The sequence below is a fragment of the Acidovorax sp. genome (assembly GCF_046294525.1).
In the GTDB taxonomy this organism is placed as follows: Bacteria; Pseudomonadota; Gammaproteobacteria; order Burkholderiales; family Burkholderiaceae_C; genus Acidovorax.
This window is the reverse complement of the sequence record NZ_JBKBKQ010000001.1, coordinates 418896-433476: the sequence shown is the minus strand read 5'-3', so window position 1 is coordinate 433476 and position 14581 is coordinate 418896. Positions and strand designations below refer to the sequence as shown.

Annotated in this window: 15 protein-coding genes; 8 read left to right on the top strand and 7 right to left on the bottom strand. The window is 67.7% G+C overall.

Features of this window, described 5'->3' with window-relative positions:
• Positions 1-71: 71 nt before the first annotated feature.
• Positions 72-1016, bottom strand: coding sequence for a helix-turn-helix transcriptional regulator (locus ACK4HJ_RS01950; RefSeq protein ID WP_409827196.1), 945 nt, complete (start codon positions 1014-1016; stop codon positions 72-74).
• 208 nt (positions 1017-1224) lie between these two features.
• Here ACK4HJ_RS01950 and ACK4HJ_RS01945 point away from each other — a divergent pair, with 208 nt between their 5' ends.
• The 3 genes from ACK4HJ_RS01945 (at position 1225) to ACK4HJ_RS01935 (ending at position 4234) form a co-directional block, all read left to right on the top strand.
• Positions 1225-1692, top strand: coding sequence for a DUF4863 family protein (locus ACK4HJ_RS01945; protein ID WP_409827194.1), 468 nt, complete (start codon positions 1225-1227; stop codon positions 1690-1692).
• A gap of 170 nt (positions 1693-1862) precedes the next feature.
• Complete coding sequence (locus ACK4HJ_RS01940; RefSeq protein ID WP_409827192.1) at positions 1863-3416, top strand: benzoate-CoA ligase family protein; 1554 nt, start codon at positions 1863-1865, stop codon at positions 3414-3416.
• A complete protein-coding gene (locus ACK4HJ_RS01935) occupies positions 3413-4234 on the top strand; it encodes an alpha/beta fold hydrolase (RefSeq protein ID WP_409827190.1) in 822 nt (273 codons plus the stop codon). Before ACK4HJ_RS01940 ends, ACK4HJ_RS01935 begins: the two co-directional genes overlap by 4 nt.
• Positions 4235-4282: 48 nt before the next feature.
• Here the strand turns inward: ACK4HJ_RS01935 and ACK4HJ_RS01930 are convergent, their stop codons facing one another.
• Positions 4283-4975 carry a Crp/Fnr family transcriptional regulator gene (locus ACK4HJ_RS01930; protein WP_409827188.1) on the bottom strand — a complete coding sequence of 231 codons (693 nt, stop codon included), beginning with the start codon at positions 4973-4975 and terminating at the stop codon, positions 4283-4285.
• A 278-nt stretch (positions 4976-5253) separates the two neighbouring features.
• Here ACK4HJ_RS01930 and ACK4HJ_RS01925 point away from each other — a divergent pair, with 278 nt between their 5' ends.
• The 3 genes from ACK4HJ_RS01925 (at position 5254) to ACK4HJ_RS01915 (ending at position 9099) form a co-directional block, all read left to right on the top strand.
• Complete coding sequence (locus tag ACK4HJ_RS01925; RefSeq protein WP_409827392.1) at positions 5254-6264, top strand: Bug family tripartite tricarboxylate transporter substrate binding protein; 1011 nt, start codon at positions 5254-5256, stop codon at positions 6262-6264.
• Between the two features lie 9 nt (positions 6265-6273).
• On the top strand, positions 6274-7215 hold the full coding sequence (locus ACK4HJ_RS01920; protein ID WP_409827186.1) for a 3-hydroxyacyl-CoA dehydrogenase NAD-binding domain-containing protein: 942 nt from the start codon (positions 6274-6276) through the stop codon (positions 7213-7215).
• A gap of 78 nt (positions 7216-7293) precedes the next feature.
• Positions 7294-9099: a feruloyl-CoA synthase gene (locus ACK4HJ_RS01915; RefSeq protein WP_409827184.1), complete on the top strand. Its 1806-nt coding sequence runs from the start codon at positions 7294-7296 to the stop codon at positions 9097-9099.
• A 76-nt stretch (positions 9100-9175) separates the two neighbouring features.
• Here ACK4HJ_RS01915 and ACK4HJ_RS01910 read toward each other — a convergent pair whose 3' ends face one another.
• The 3 genes from ACK4HJ_RS01910 to ACK4HJ_RS01900 all read right to left on the bottom strand — a co-directional run bounded on the left by ACK4HJ_RS01910 (position 9176) and on the right by ACK4HJ_RS01900 (position 10138).
• Complete coding sequence (locus ACK4HJ_RS01910) at positions 9176-9637, bottom strand: HU family DNA-binding protein (protein WP_409827182.1); 462 nt, start codon at positions 9635-9637, stop codon at positions 9176-9178.
• Between the two features lie 236 nt (positions 9638-9873).
• Positions 9874-10032 carry a hypothetical protein gene (locus ACK4HJ_RS01905; protein ID WP_409827180.1) on the bottom strand — a complete coding sequence of 53 codons (159 nt, stop codon included), beginning with the start codon at positions 10030-10032 and terminating at the stop codon, positions 9874-9876.
• Positions 10007-10138: a hypothetical protein gene (locus tag ACK4HJ_RS01900; RefSeq protein ID WP_409827178.1), complete on the bottom strand. Its 132-nt coding sequence runs from the start codon at positions 10136-10138 to the stop codon at positions 10007-10009. Before ACK4HJ_RS01900 ends, ACK4HJ_RS01905 begins: the two co-directional genes overlap by 26 nt.
• Before the next feature lie 199 nt (positions 10139-10337).
• On the opposite strand from ACK4HJ_RS01900, the gene ACK4HJ_RS01895 reads away from it, so the two are divergent.
• The gene (locus tag ACK4HJ_RS01895; RefSeq protein WP_409827177.1) at positions 10338-11342 is read left to right on the top strand and encodes a M14 family zinc carboxypeptidase; all 1005 of its coding nucleotides are present in this window, start codon (positions 10338-10340) and stop codon (positions 11340-11342) included.
• A gap of 20 nt (positions 11343-11362) precedes the next feature.
• Complete coding sequence (locus tag ACK4HJ_RS01890; protein ID WP_409827176.1) at positions 11363-12193, top strand: alpha/beta fold hydrolase; 831 nt, start codon at positions 11363-11365, stop codon at positions 12191-12193.
• A gap of 32 nt (positions 12194-12225) precedes the next feature.
• On the opposite strand, the gene ACK4HJ_RS01885 is transcribed toward ACK4HJ_RS01890, so the two are convergent.
• Positions 12226-12957, bottom strand: coding sequence for an SGNH/GDSL hydrolase family protein (locus ACK4HJ_RS01885; RefSeq protein WP_409827173.1), 732 nt, complete (start codon positions 12955-12957; stop codon positions 12226-12228).
• A 194-nt stretch (positions 12958-13151) separates the two neighbouring features.
• Entirely contained in the window at positions 13152-14474 is a 1323-nt protein-coding gene (locus ACK4HJ_RS01880; RefSeq protein WP_409827172.1) for an SPOR domain-containing protein, read from the bottom strand.
• Between the last annotated feature and the right edge of the window lie 107 nt (positions 14475-14581).

The window sequence follows — 14581 nt, the reverse complement described above, 5'->3', positions numbered from 1 at the left end:
TGCGGGCGCTGAGAGTCCCGCGGTGGGAGCGCTTGGGAGAACGGGGAGAGGGGCGGGTAACCGGTGGTGCCTCAGGCGGGCAGGGCCATCGATGCCCGAACACGGGCAAGCAGCGTCTGGAGGCTTTGCTCCGGCGATTGGCCGGAGGTGTCTACCGTGATGTCGGCCTTGGAATAAAACGCCGCGCGGCCGTCCAGGATGCGGCGCAGGTCGTCCATGGCCTCCTTGCTCGCGGCCATGGGGCGCATGTCGCCCTGGGCCACGACGCGGCCCATGTGTTCCTCAGGCGCGGCGCGCAGCCAGACGGTGGTGCAGTGGGTCAGCAGTTCGTTGAAGGTTGCCGGGTCTGACACGATGCCGCCGGGCGTGGCGATCACGACCTCGCTGTGGATCTGGACAATCTCCTCCAGCGCGCGGCGCTCGTAGCGTCGGTAGGCGGTGGTGCCATACAGGTCGTGGATCTCCCGCACGCTGCAGCCCGCCAGGGTTTCGATCTCGCGGCTCAGCTCGATGAAGGGCACATCCAACTGGCGCGCCAGCAGGGGGCCCAGCGTGGACTTGCCCGCGCCCCGCAGCCCCACCAGCGCAATGCGCCGGTGGCGCGCGGTGTCGTGCGCGCCACCGCTCAACAGCTCGTGCAGGGCCAGGCGCGCGCGTCGCAAATCGGCCTCACTGCGGTGTTCCAGCAGTTCGCGAATGAGCAGCCATTCGGGCGAGCGTGTGGTGAAGTCGCCTACCAGCTCGGCCAGCGAGCAGTGCAGGGCGGCGGCCACCTGCTGCAACACCAGGATGGACGCGTTGCCGGTGCCATATTCCAGGTTGGCAAGGTGACGCTCGGACACATCGGCCGCCAGCGCCACGGCCTTGCGCGTCAGGCCGCGCTGCGCACGCAGATTGCGCACACGCTCACCCAGTGCCACGAGCACGGGGTTCTTGGCCTCGTCGGCCATGCCCGGGGCGGCCTCCCCGACAAGCGCGGGGGATGCCAGCGTGCCGGCGTCATCCTGTTGGTTCATACCCATCCTTGTTTGCGGGGTGCCATTGTCCACGTGCTGCCGGTCTCGATACCGTGCGACAAAAAACATGCACTATAGTGCTTGACATGCGGGTGCTGAAAAACTATGGTTTATACAAATGCAAAATACTGCACATCGCATCAGCGCGCAAGTTTCCAGATCAAACGGTGCATCTTCCAGTGCCGCAGCCTATTCGCAGGAGATTGCCATGAGCACACAAGCGGCATTCCACGACGCCCTGGCGGATCTGACCGCACAGTTGGCCGGGCGCCCGCTGGATGATGCGTTGGCCGACTGGCTGAACAAAGCACACGGCCCCTCCTCGGTTTCGTACCGGGCGCTCAAGGCGGCCTGCTTGCAGGGCATGGAAGAAGGATGGCTGTGCAACCGCGAAGGTGGCGGCATCCGCTACGGTCGTGTCTTCCGGCCGGAGGACGCGCTGCAGCGGTTCTCTGTGGACGTGGTGGACATGCGCGACATCGCGGGGCCACACCACACCCATCCGCAGGGAGAGATCGACCTGATCATGCCGCTGGAAGGCGACGCGCAATTCGATGGCCACCCTGCAGGCTGGTGCGTGTACCCGCCAGGTAGCGCTCACAGCCCAACGGTGGCCCGGGGCCGTGCGCTGGTGCTTTACCTGTTGCCCGAGGGGCAGATCACCTTTACGCGCTGACACCTCCGTGGTTCGACACTTACGCGCTCGCTAAGGCCGCAGATGACCCCCGACCTTCTTGCCAGCTGCGCAGCCACGTGCGGGCAGACGCGTTCCGGCGAAGACACGGCATTGGCCGACTCCATGCTGGCTGCCCGGCGACCTGAACATCCAAAGACGGAGACACACCCATGCCTGCCCTGCCCGAGCGCTTCAACTTTGCGCAGCACCTGTTCGACCTGAACCGGCACCGTGCGGCCAAGACCGCCTACATCGACGACCACGGACGCATGGGCTACGGCGAGCTGCAAACGCGCGCGCAGCAGATGGCGGCCGCACTGGCCGCAGCAGGCGTGCGCCGAGAGGAGCGGGTGCTGCTGCTGATGCTGGACACCAACGACTGGCCCGTGGCATTCCTCGGGTGCCTGTACGCCGGGGTGGTGCCCGTGGCCGTGAACACGCTGCTGACGGCAGACGACTACGCCTACATGCTGGGCCACAGCCGCGCACAGGCGGCGCTGGTGTCGGGGGCGTTGCTTCCCGTGCTGTGTGACGCCATGGGCAGGGCGCCGCATGAAGTGCACACGCTGCTGGTGTCCCAGCCGGGCACCCAGAACTTGCCCGCAGGCGCCCGCGACATGGCCGAGGCGCTGGCCCACGCGCCCCAGGCGCCCCCCGCGGCGGCCACTGCGCCGGACGACCCGGGCTTCTGGCTCTACTCCTCAGGGTCCACCGGCAAGCCCAAGGGCACGGTGCACACACATGCCAACCTGTGGTGGACGGCCGAGCTGTATGGCAAGCCGGTGCTGGGGTTGGACGAGCAGGACACCTGCTTTTCCGCTGCAAAGCTCTACTTTGCGTATGGCTTGGGCAATGCGCTCACATTCCCCCTGTCGGTGGGCGCCACGGTGGTGCTGATGGCGGAGCGCCCTACGCCCGATGCGACCTTTGCGCGCTGGCAAGAGCATCAACCCACAGTGTTCTTCGGTGCGCCCACGGGCTTTGCGGGCATGCTGGCATCGCCGCGCCTGCCCCCGCGCGACGCGGTGGCGCTGCGCATGTGCTCGTCTGCCGGCGAAGCGCTGCCTGCGGATATCGCCAGGCGCTTTGAGGCGCACTATGGCTGCGAGATCATCGACGGCATCGGGTCCACCGAAATGCTGCACATCTTTTTGTCCAACCGCCCTGGCGACGTGCGCTACGGCAGCACTGGCAAGCCGGTGCCAGGCTACGAGATCGAACTGCGCGGCGAGGACGGCCGCGCCGTGGCGGACGGAGAGATCGGCGACCTCTACATCCGTGGCCCCAGCGCCGCGCTGATGTACTGGAACAACCGCGAAAAGACGCGCGACACCTTCCAGGGCGGCTGGACCAAAAGCGGCGACAAGTACGTGCGCGACGCCGAGGGCTACTACACCTATGCGGGCCGCAGTGACGACATGCTCAAGGTCAGCGGCATCTACGTGTCGCCCTTCGAGGTGGAGGCCACGCTGATGCAGCACCCCGCCGTGCTGGAGGCGGCGGTGATCGGCACGCAGGATGCCGAGGGGCTCACCAAGACGAAGGCCTTTGTCGTACTCAAGCCCGGCCATTCGGCATCGGAGGACGATCTCAAAGGCTTTGTGAAGGAGCGCCTGGCGCCCTACAAATACCCGCGCCTCATCGCGTTTGTGGACGACCTGCCCAAGACCGCGACGGGCAAGATCCAGCGCTTTCGGTTGCGCGAGCTGGAGCGCCAGGCATGAGCGCCGGAACCCTTGAGGCTGCATCGCAGCGGGTGCCGATCGTATGGCGGGGCCGCGCGGTGCAGATCGAGACGCAGTGGATAGCACCCGAGCGCGCGGAGGCGCCGCTGGTGGTGTTCCTGCACGAAGGTTTGGGCTCGGTGGCCATGTGGAAGGACTTTCCCCGCCAGCTGTGCGATGCCGGCGGGTTCCGCGGCCTGGTGTTCTCGCGGCCCGGCTACGGCCGGTCCACACCTCGCGAAGAGGGCGAGGCCTGGGGCACGGATTTCATGCACCGGCAGGCGTACGAGGTGCTGCCGGCCCTGCTGGAGGCGCTGGGCATCACCGAAGCTCCTTGGCTGTTCGGCCACAGCGATGGGGCGTCGATTGCCCTGCTGTTTGCGGCACGGTTCCCGCAGCGGGTGCGCGGTCTGGTGTTGCTGGCTCCGCACATCCTGGTAGAAGAAGTAACGATCCACAACATCGAACAGGCCCGCACCGCCTATCTGCAGACCGATCTGCCCGCCCGCCTTGGCCGCTACCACGACAGCTCGGACTCTGCCTTCTGGGGCTGGAACCGCATCTGGCTGGACCCGGCCTTCCGGTCGTGGAGCATCGAGGCCGAGATCAGCGCCATCCGCGTGCCCGTGCTGGCTATACAAGGGCTGGACGATGTATATGGCACGCTCGCGCAAATCCGAGGCATTGCGCAGCGTGTGCCGGGCACGCGCCTGATGGAGCTGCCGCACTGCGGGCATTCGCCGCACCGCGAGCAGGGTGGTACGGTGGTGGCAGAAACGGTGGACTTTGTCCTAAAGAACAGCGACCCGCGCCGTTGATGCACGCTGCGTGTTGAGGGCGTCTGGCAGTGCTGTGCGCGGAATCACTCACTCTACGCGTGCGCGCAAGGTCTGCAGGTCCGTCACGGTGATGCCGCCGTACTGAATCTGCAGGATTCCCTGTGCCTCCAGCCGCTTGAGTGCCGCGTTGCAGCGCTGGCGCGACACGCCAGACAGGTTGGCGATTTCCTCTTGCGACACCTGCAGGTGGGGGTCGCTGCCCGGGTGCAGCCAGGGGTGGAACAGCCCCGCCAGCGCACGCGTGACCTGGCTGTCGGTATCCAGCAGGTGGTGCGCCGTGAAGTTGCCCAGAAACCAGTGCAGGCGCTCGTTGATCTGCCGCAGCAGGAAGTGGTCGAAACTGCGCTGCGTGGCGTGCAGCCACTCAAAGGTCTCCAGCGGGAGCAGGGCCACACGGCTGGGGCGCAGCGCAATGATGTCGGCCGTGCGGGGCACGCCCCGCAGCAGCGTGCCTTCGCCAAACCAACTGCCCGCCGACAAGCCGCCCAGCGTGACGGACCGGCCGTCGTCCGACGTCACGCTCCACTTGAGCAAACCTTCGATCGCGCCGTACCAGTGCACGGGCGCCTCGCCGCGGTGGCACAGGCCGGCGCCCTGCGGCACATGCACCTCGCGCAGATCGTCAAGCACCCGCTGCTGCGCCGCCGCGTCCAGCGCCGGAAACCAGGCAGAGGTGCCCAGCAGATCGGAAAGGGTGGCGGAGCCCGGTGTGACCAGCATGGTGAAAAAGTTCTCCCGCCCGGAGGGCTGCGCGGTGCAAGGCCCGCGTATACCCTGAGTGCAAATGTCATCGCGATGACTGAGTCGCCAGGCGCAAAAAAAATAATGACCTGCGTCATTTTCCACCAGCGTGCAGGTGTGAAAAGGACCCGTTGCAGTGCTGTGTAAATAGCGCGCGGCGGGCCGTGAAACCCGAAGGGCCGCGGTGCACCCGAGAGACCGTTGAAACGGCAGACGCCTTCTGCTCACCATCCCCAAAGAGGAGACACATGATGTTGATGACACCGACACGCCGCCAGTTCATGGGCCACACTGCGGGAGCCGCCATGGCAGGTGCCCTCGCGCCGCTGGTACCGCTCACCGCCTGGGCGCAGGCGCCGGCAATCGAACAGGTGAAGATCTTCTACGGCTTTCCGGCCGGCAGCGCAGGGGACAGCGTGGCGCGCCGTGTGGGCGAGAAGCTCGCGGGATCGGCCTACACGCGCAATGCGGCCGTGGTCGAGAACAGGCCCGGCGCGGGCGGGCGCATCGCACTCGAATCCCTCAAGGGCTCGGCCATGGATGGCAGCGTGCTGACGCTGTCGCCTTTCTCGTGCACGTCGATTTACCCGCACATCTACAGCAAGCTGAGCTACGACCCGGTCAAAGACTTCATACCGGTGTCCATCGCCGCCGTCATGCACCATGGACTGGCGGTGGGTCCGCTGGTGCCCGCGTCGGTCAAAACGGTGAAGGACTTTCTGGCGTGGGCCAAAGCCAACCCTGGCCAGGCCAATTACGGCTCACCTGCAGCGGGCTCCACGCCGCACTTCATCGGCGCGCTGCTGGGGCTGAACAACGGTGTGGACCTCAAGCATGTGCCATACCGGGGCTCCATACCGGGCGTGACCGATGTGGTGGGCGGCCAGATCGCATCCATGGTCACGCCCAGCGGCGACTTCATCCCCAACCACAAGGCCGGAAAGCTGCGCCTGCTGGCCACGTCGGGCAGCGCACGCTCGCCGTTCTCGCCGGAGGTTGCGACCTTTGCCGAGCAAGGGTTTCCGGAGCTGACCACCGAGGAGTGGTTCGGCTTCTACGCCCCGGCCCGCACGCCTGCGCAAGTGGTGGCGGCCGCCAACGCAGCCATCAACGCCGCGATCAAGGAAAAATCGGTGATCGACAGCTTGGCCGTGGTGGGCTTGATCGCGAAAGGCTCCACTGCGGCCGAGATGGCGGCATCGCAGCAAGCCGAGTTCGAGCGCTGGGGTCCGCTGGTGAAGAAGGTGGGCTTCACGGCCGAATCCTGAGGATCGGCCATGGCTTTGAACTTTGAGCGTGTGGCCGTGGTGGCCACGGGGGTGATCGGCGCCAGTTGGGCTGCGCTGTTCCTGGCGCGGGGTTTGGAGGTGGACGCGACCGATCCTTCGCCCGGGGCGGAACAGCGCCTGCGGAACGCGGTGCAGGCCCACTGGCCCGCCCTGGTTCAGCAAGGCCTGGCACCAGGCGCCAGCACGGAGCGCCTGCGCTTTCATGCACAACTGGAGGCCGCCGTGGAGCACGCCGACTTTGTGCAGGAGAGCGGGCCCGAAAAGCTGGAGGCCAAGGTGAACCTGTTTGCCCGCATGGATGCGGCGGCTCCCGCCCGCGCCGTGCTCGCGTCCAGCACTTCGGGCTTGCCCATCACCGCCATACAGCGCGCCTGCCGCAACCCGCAGCGAGTGGTGCTCGGCCATCCCTTCAATCCACCACACCTCATTCCGCTGGTGGAGGTGGGCGGTGGCCAGCAGACCCCCCCCGAGGCGGTGGCCGATGCCATGGCGTTCTACACGGCCCTGGGCAAGCGGCCCATCCACGTGCGGCGCGAGATCAAGGGCCACATTGCTAACCGATTGCAGGCAGCCCTGTGGCGTGAAGCGTTTCATCTGGTCCGCGAAGGCGTGGCCAGCGTGGCCGATGTGGACGCCGCCATGGCCCATGGCCCGGGGCCTCGCTGGGCGCTGATGGGACCGTTCATGAACCTCCATCTGTCTGGCGGCGAGGGCGGAATCGAACACCTGCTTGCCCACCTCGGCGGCCCCATTGAAGACTGGTGGCGAGACCTGGGCAACCCGTCCATGGACGCCGCCCTGCAGCGCCAGGTGATCGAAGGCGTTGCGCACGCACTGGGAGACCGCACCACACAAGACATAACCCAGGCAAGAGATGCCCTGTTGACTGGCTTGCTGCAGGCCAAACGCCAGTCCAGCGCGCTGGACTGAGTGGAGCGCTTGCGCTCTCGCCCGTATTTGTGTGCCGGGCACACCGGCCCAGCATTCACCCATCCCACGAGAATCTCCATGCACCCCGCTTTTCTTGACGATGAGACCCAGATCGCGCCACCGCGCACCGTGCTCACGCGGTTCGACGATGGCTCCTTCACCCTGCGTTCGCCCATGGCCCTGCGTCCCTATGCCCGCTGCATTGGCGACTGGCTGGAGCGCTGGGTGCGAGAAACGCCCCACACGCTGGCGCTGGCCGAACGTGACGAACAGGGCGAGCGCTGGCGCGGCCTGAGTTATGCAGAGTTGCGCGCCCAGCTGGGCGCCGTGGCCCAGTCGCTGCTTGATCTGCAATTGCCAGCGGGCCAGCCCATTGCCATCGTGTCGGACAACGCGTTGGACCATGCCGTGCTCATGCTGGCCGCCATGCACGTGGGGATCACGCCCTGTTCGCTGTCCAGCGCCTATGCGCGCTCCAGCGACCCGAGCCGGCTGCACAGCATGCTGGCCGCCTTGCAGCCCAGCCTGGTGTACGCGTCGGACGCTGCGGTGTATGCGCGCGCGCTGGCCGGCGTGGACGGGGTGGTGAAAGTGTTCAGCCGCAATGCGCACGCCTGCCCCGGCAGTCTGCCGCTTGCGCAGCTGCAGGCAGGTCGTGAAACCCCGGCCGTGCGGCAGGCCTTTGAGGCGCTGCTGCCGGACGACCATGCCAAATACCTGCTCACCTCCGGCTCCACTGGCAGGCCCAAGGTGGTCATCAATACGCACCGCATGCTGTGTGCCAACCAGAAGATGATGGCGCAGACCTGGCGCTTTCTGGAGCGTGAAAAGCCCGTGCTGGTGGACTGGCTGCCATGGAGCCACACCTTCGGTGGCAACCACAACCTGAACACGGTGCTGTGCCACGGTGGCACGCTCTACATCGACGAAGGACGGCCCGTGCCCGGCCTGATCGAGAAGACCGTGCGCAACCTTCGCGACGTCAAGCCCACCATGCTGTTCAACGTGCCGCGCGGGTTCGACATGCTGCTGCCGCTGCTGGAGGCCGACGACACGCTGGCTGCCGAGGTGTTCTCGCGCATGCGGCTTGCGTTTTATGCTGCGGCGGCGCTGGCTCCTTCCACTTGGCAGCGCCTGCAGGCCGTGGCCCGGCGCGTGCGCCCTGCGCAGCCGCTGTGGCTGACCACGTCGTGGGGCGCCACTGAAACCGCTCCCGCCGTGACGACCGCACACTGGGGGCTCGACGGTGCGGGCTGCATTGGCGCACCGTTGCCGGGACTGGAGCTCAAGCTGGTACCCAACGGCAGCAAGCTAGAGATGCGGGTAAAGGGGGTGTCGGTGTTCTGCGGTTACCGCAACGCCCCGCGCGACACCGCGCCGGCGTTTGATGAAGAAGGCTTCTACCGTATCGGCGATGCGGGGTATCTGGTGGATGCCGAGCGGCCCGAGCAGGGCGTGGTGTTCAACGGCCGGGTGGCCGAAGACTTCAAGCTGTCCAGCGGCAGCTGGGTGTCGGTGGGCACGCTGCGCATCGAGCTGATCTCGCAACTGGCGCCTCTGGTGCAGGACATCGTGCTCACTGGCCACAACCACGACGAAGTGGGCATGCTGGTGTTTCCCTCTGCTGCCGGGGCGGCAGACCCTGCGCGGCTGGCCGATGCCTTGCTCGGTGCCATGCAGGCACGGCGCCAGTCCGGCGCGGGCTCGTCGCAGTGCCCGACGCGCGCCTTGGTGATGGTGCAGCCCCCCGACCCGGACAGCGGCGAGATCACGGACAAGGGCTATGTCAACCAGGGTGCGGTGCTGGCACGCCGCGCCGCCGACGTAGCCCGCCTGCAGGCGAGCCCGGTGGGAGAAGGTGTCGTCCACATCGCGGCACAGTAGCGGCAGCTGGCGGACAAACAAAAAGGACCAGAGGCCCGGAGGCATCTGGTCCTTCTCGCTTGGGAGCGCAGCCGGGTCAGACCGTTGCGTCCTTCAGCTTCTTCAGCGCGCGGGTCTTGATCTTGACCGATGCGGGCTTGGCGGGGAACCAGCGCTCTTCACCGGTGAAGGGGTCCTTGCCAAAGCGCTTCTTCTTGGCGGGCACTTGCTGCAGGCCGATCTTCAGCACGCCAGGCAGAGTGAACTCGCCGGAGCCTTTCTTGTGCACGGAGCCCAGGATGGCGGCTTCGAGTGCAGCCAGCACGGCCTTGGTGGCCTTGGGTTCCACGCCCGACTGTTCAGCCAGGTGGGCCACCAGCGTGGTCTTGTTGAAAGCAGCCTTGATGGGCTTGAGTGCTGCGGGTGCGGCGGCAGCAGGCTTGGCGGCGGCCTTCTTTGCAGGTGCGGCGGCCTTCTTGGCCACGGGGGCGGCCTTCTTGGCTGCGGGAGCAGCGGCCTTCTTTGCGGGTGCAGCAGGGGTCTTCTTTGCAGTTGCCATGATGATGGTGATGGAAGTTTTTCGTTGTTCAGGGTTGAAAGGTGCCCGCCCGATTTTTCGGGAGGGGCACCGGATTTTAGGGGCGATGCCGCGAACGCCCTAGCCCCATGCGCTGCGGGCCCATTGCGGGCCTGGCGTGAGCAACCGAAGAGGCGGCTGTTGTTGTCGCGCAGGCAGCTTGCGCGGTGGGTGGCGGCTGCGGTGCGGATTCCGCCAAAAGTCGCAAGGCAGTGGCGTCAGCGCAGTGGTGCAGCGGGCTGCCGCGCGCGCCACAGCTGGTAACGCGAGCGCTGCAGCGCCACCAGCTCTACCAAGCCCCAGGTGGCGGCACAGGCCAGCAGGCCCAGCCCTACGGCCCAGCGGTAGGCCTCAGTCCTGCGCAGCGGCCGGGACATCGTCGTGCGTCCACTCGTGGGTGCGAGGCAGGTCCAGGCTCAGCCACCCGCGTTCGTCGAACAGCTCGTCCAAAAGCCGCTGCAATCCGAGCAATTTCCAGAGCATGGCGCACCTCTTTTCGGAAGGTTGAGACTGCCCGCAAGGTAGCGCGCTTGTGTGACGGTTTCGCGTCGTTTCGCTGAATCCACACACCTGCGTCACGGGGCTTCCCGTGCAGACAGGCCAGGGCTATCCTTGCGCGGCCGCGACCACGCACACCGCCTTCGTCCACCGGCCTTCACGCCATCTACCCCACCCACTTTGCATGTTGGCCGAGCTTCAGGCGCTGGAAAAAATCATTGAGCTGGGCGGACCCCACCTGCAGGTGCACACCGTGCGCCACGTGGAGCTGGCCACGGGCGCGCGCCTGCCCGTGTACGCCATTGGCATTGGCAACGCGGCGCTGGACGTGCCGGCGGTGGGCTTCTTCGGCGGTGTGCATGGGCTGGAGCGCATTGGCGCGCAGGTGGTGCTGGCCTATCTGCAGAGTCTGGTCATGCGCCTGCAGTGGGACACCACACTGCACCAGCAGCTCGAACGCGTGCGCTTAGTCTTCATGCCGGTGGTCAACCCGGGAGGCATGTGGGCGGGCACGCGCGCCAACCTGCGTGGCGTGGACCTGATGCGCAATGCGCCCGTGGACGCCGTGGATCGGGTGCCCCTGGGCATTGGCGGGCAGCGCCTGAGCGCCGGGCTGCCGTGGTACCGCGGGGGGCTGGGCGACCCGATGGAGCAGGAGAGCCAGGCGCTGTGCGAGGTGGTGGAGGCCGAGTTGCTGGCGCGGCCCTTCAGCATGGCGCTGGACTGCCACTCGGGTTTTGGCGCGCGAGACCGCCTGTGGTTTCCGTACGCCCACACGCGCAAGCCCATCCCGCACCTGGCCGAGCTGCATGCGCTGCAGGAGATCTACCTGCAGGCCTACAGCAACCACCAGTACGTCATCGAGCCGCAAAGCGCGCAGTACCTGGCGCACGGCGACCTGTGGGACCACCTGTACCTGCGTGCTTGCAACGATCTGCCTGCGCACACCTTCCTGCCGCTGACGCTGGAGATGGGGTCGTGGTTGTGGATCAAGAAGAACCCGCGGCAGCTGTTCTCGCGCAACGGTATCTTCAACCCGCTCATCAGCCACCGCCAGCAGCGCGTGCTGCGCCGCCACCTTTCACTGCTGGACTTTTTGTCGCGTGCGGCATGCAGCCACGCGCGCTGGCTGCCAGCGCCCGAAGAGCGCGCGCAGCGCCGGGCCGAGGCGCTGGCAGCCTGGTACTGACCTGCCAACTGCATCACGTGATGACGCCACAGCACACCCCCCGCCACTGGATCCTGCTGCGCGGTCTGACGCGCGAGGCCGCGCACTGGGGCGACTTCGCCCAGCGGCTACAGCAGGCGCTGCCCGGCGACACCGTGCGCACGCTGGACCTGCCCGGCAACGGCGCATGGCACCGGCAGCAGTCTGCGACGACGGTGCACGGCATGGTACAGGCCTGCCGCAGCGCGCTTGCGCAGCGCGCACATGGGCGCCCGCATGCCAGCGCCGGTGGTGCGGCGGCCGCCTCGGAGCCTCCGCCGCGCTACCACCTGCTGGCCATGTCGCTGGGCGCCATGGTCGCTGCCGAATGGGCCCACAGCGCGCCGCACGAGGTGGCGGGCTGCGTGCTCATCAACACCAGCATGCGGCCCTTCAGCCCCGTGCACCACCGGCTGCGCGTACGCAACCTGGGGACGCTGCTGCGGCTGGCGTGGCATTGGCAAACGAGCGGCCTGGCGGCAGAGGACATCATCCTGCGCCTGACCAGCAACCGCGTGGACGAGCGCCGAGCGGTGCTGGAGGCGTGGGCCGCAGTGCGCGCGCAGAGGCCGGTGTCGCCCGCCAACGCGATGTGCCAGTTGATTGCGGCGGCCAGCTACCGCGCGCCGATCCAGGCGCCCCCCGTGCCCGTGCTGCTGCTGGCCAGCCAGCATGACCAGTTGGTGGCAAGCCGATGTTCGCAAGCCCTTGCGCGGGCCTGGGGCTGCCCTCTGCAAATGCACCCCTTCGCGGGCCACGACCTGCCGCTGGACGACCCCCAATGGGTCATCGACGGAGTGTGTGGGTGGCTGGGGCATGCCGGCCCCGGCTGATGCGCTAAGGGCTGCGTTTGCAGGGCGGGCGCCTACCGGTGCCCCATGCCTGCCAGCCCGCCTTGCGCCACCAACTCGCGGTACCACTCTTCGTACCCTGCGCTGCTGGGGTGCAGGCCGTCTGCTGCGTTCAACTCCTTGCTGCGCGTCACAAACGGGTCCTGGCTGCGGGGGCGCAACAGGCGCACATAGCGCACCTGCTGCCCGGCTGCCGCCTGCTGCACCAGCGTGTGCAGTGTCTCGGAGCGGCGCGACATCACCCACGACAGCGGGGGCTTGAAAAACGGCGCGTTCCCCACGTCACCGCAGGGCATGACCACCACACGCTCGCCTTTCTGGCGGGCCAATGCCACCGTGCGCTGCACCTGCGGGCGCAGCGTGTCGGGCGGCGTGAAGCGGATCACATCGTTGCCGCCAGCCAGCACCAGGACCAGGTCGTAGCCGGCCTCGGCACGCTCCAGCTGCTGCACCACGTCGGCAAACTTGGCGCCGTTAGCAGCCAGGTTATCGATGTGCCACTGCGGGTGGTGCTGGCCGATCAGGCCCGGCAGGCTCTGCACGGGCGATGTGGCGCCGGTGCCTACGGCGGTGCTGTCACCCACCACCAGCACGCGGCGGGTGGGATTGGCCGGATGGGCGGTGTAGGGCTGCGCGTCGCGCGCCAGTTCGGCGGTGCTCCACAGGCGCCACGGTGCGCAGGCCGTGGTCAGCAGGGCTCCCGCAGCCACGGCGGCGACAAGCGCAACGTGGCGGGGGGTGATCAAGCGGGGCGCGGAGGATGAAGCAGGTGGTCTCTGAGGCATGGTATGCACAGCGCCACCGGTGTGTTTGGGGTTCAAGGCGGCGCGCTCGCACAGCGTACGAGCCAGGGCCGTGCGCGGCGTGTCGGCATGGCCGGTGCGCTGGCGTAGGACGCGGGCGCAGGCGCAAGCTGCTCAGCAGCGCGCGGTGCTGCGGCTCAGCGCTGCTGCCGGAACACCACTGCGTCCAGTGCCATCGCGCGGATGGAAGCCGCCGCCGCGTCGGCTTTGGCGCGCGTGTCGTACGGGCCCACCCGAACGCGGATGCGGCGGCCGCTTGCGCTATTCAGCTCCTGGCGAAAAGCCGGCAGGCCCTCGTTCAGCAGCCGCGCCTGCGCCTTGCGCGCGTTGGCTTCGTCTGCAAACAGGCCCACATTGATGTAGTAGCCCGGCGTGCTGCCCACGGGCGCAGGTGCGGACGCTGGGGCCTCGGCGGCGGCGGATGAGGCTGGCGATGACGAAGATGCGGCCGCAGGGGCCGCCGGTGCTTTTGCGGTGCGTGGCGCGGCGGTGCGTGGAGCGTCGGGATTGGCAGCAGGGGCTTTGGTCGAGGCAGAGGTCGCAGGCGACGGGGGGGTGGACGCGGCTGCGCCCGTTGGCGCGGGCGATTTGGGCGCGGGCGGCGGTGCAGGCTTGGAAGGCGCTGCAGCCGCGGGCGCGGACGCGGTTGCAAGGGCCGGTGCGGAGGCAGCTGGCACTGGGCCAGCGGCGAGCGAAGAGGGCGGCGGAGCGGGCAGGGCCGAGGGCTCCGGCACCGCCGATGACGCAGGCGTGGACGGTACAGACGCTTCGTTCGACACCGTGAGTGAAGGTGCGGCTGGTGACGCTGGCAAGGACGCCGCCGGCAGGGCTGCCGACGCTGCATCGGCCACCGTCACCGCGCGCTGCTCCCAGGCCGGCGGCGTAAAGCCTGCGCGGGGCAGCATCAGATAAGCCAGCGCAGCGGCAGCGGCGATCACCACGTTGGCCAGCACCACCGTGGTCAGGCGTTTGCGGGAGCTGGCCTGCTGGTTCAGCAGCGTGCAGGCCTCCGGCACCGTGCGAGACGCGGCCAGTGCGCGGGCTATGCGCCTGCGGATGTCGGCATGCAGCAGCGCGTTGCCATACAGCCCGGGCACTGCAAAGGCCAACAGCGCAAACGCGCCCAGCACACCCCATTCCACCCCTTGCGGCCACTGCAGAAAAGAGCGGCCCAGGCCAAACACCACGAGCGCCAGGCCCTCCGCCGCGGCCACGTACACCAGCGCCGCGCTCCACAGCTGGCGGAACACCATCCAGTTCAGCGTCACCAGACAGGCTGCCCAGTTCCAGCTGGTGGTCGTGCGGCCGGTGGCGTCAAAGCGCGCAAAGATGGGCAGGTAGCGGTCGGTGTTGACGGGCCCCAGCGCCACGCGGTACAGCGCCGTCATGGCGTTGTCGGAAGGGGAGTTCCGCGACATGGCCGGGATCAGGGAGTCTGCAGGGTCCGTGGTGGCGCGCATGGCCCGATTCTGTCACGCAGCACCGCCGCGCCAGCGCGGCGTGTGAGGCCACGGCGCTGAGACATCACAGGTCGTGTTGCTCGCACACAGCAGCGTGCTGCCAAGTA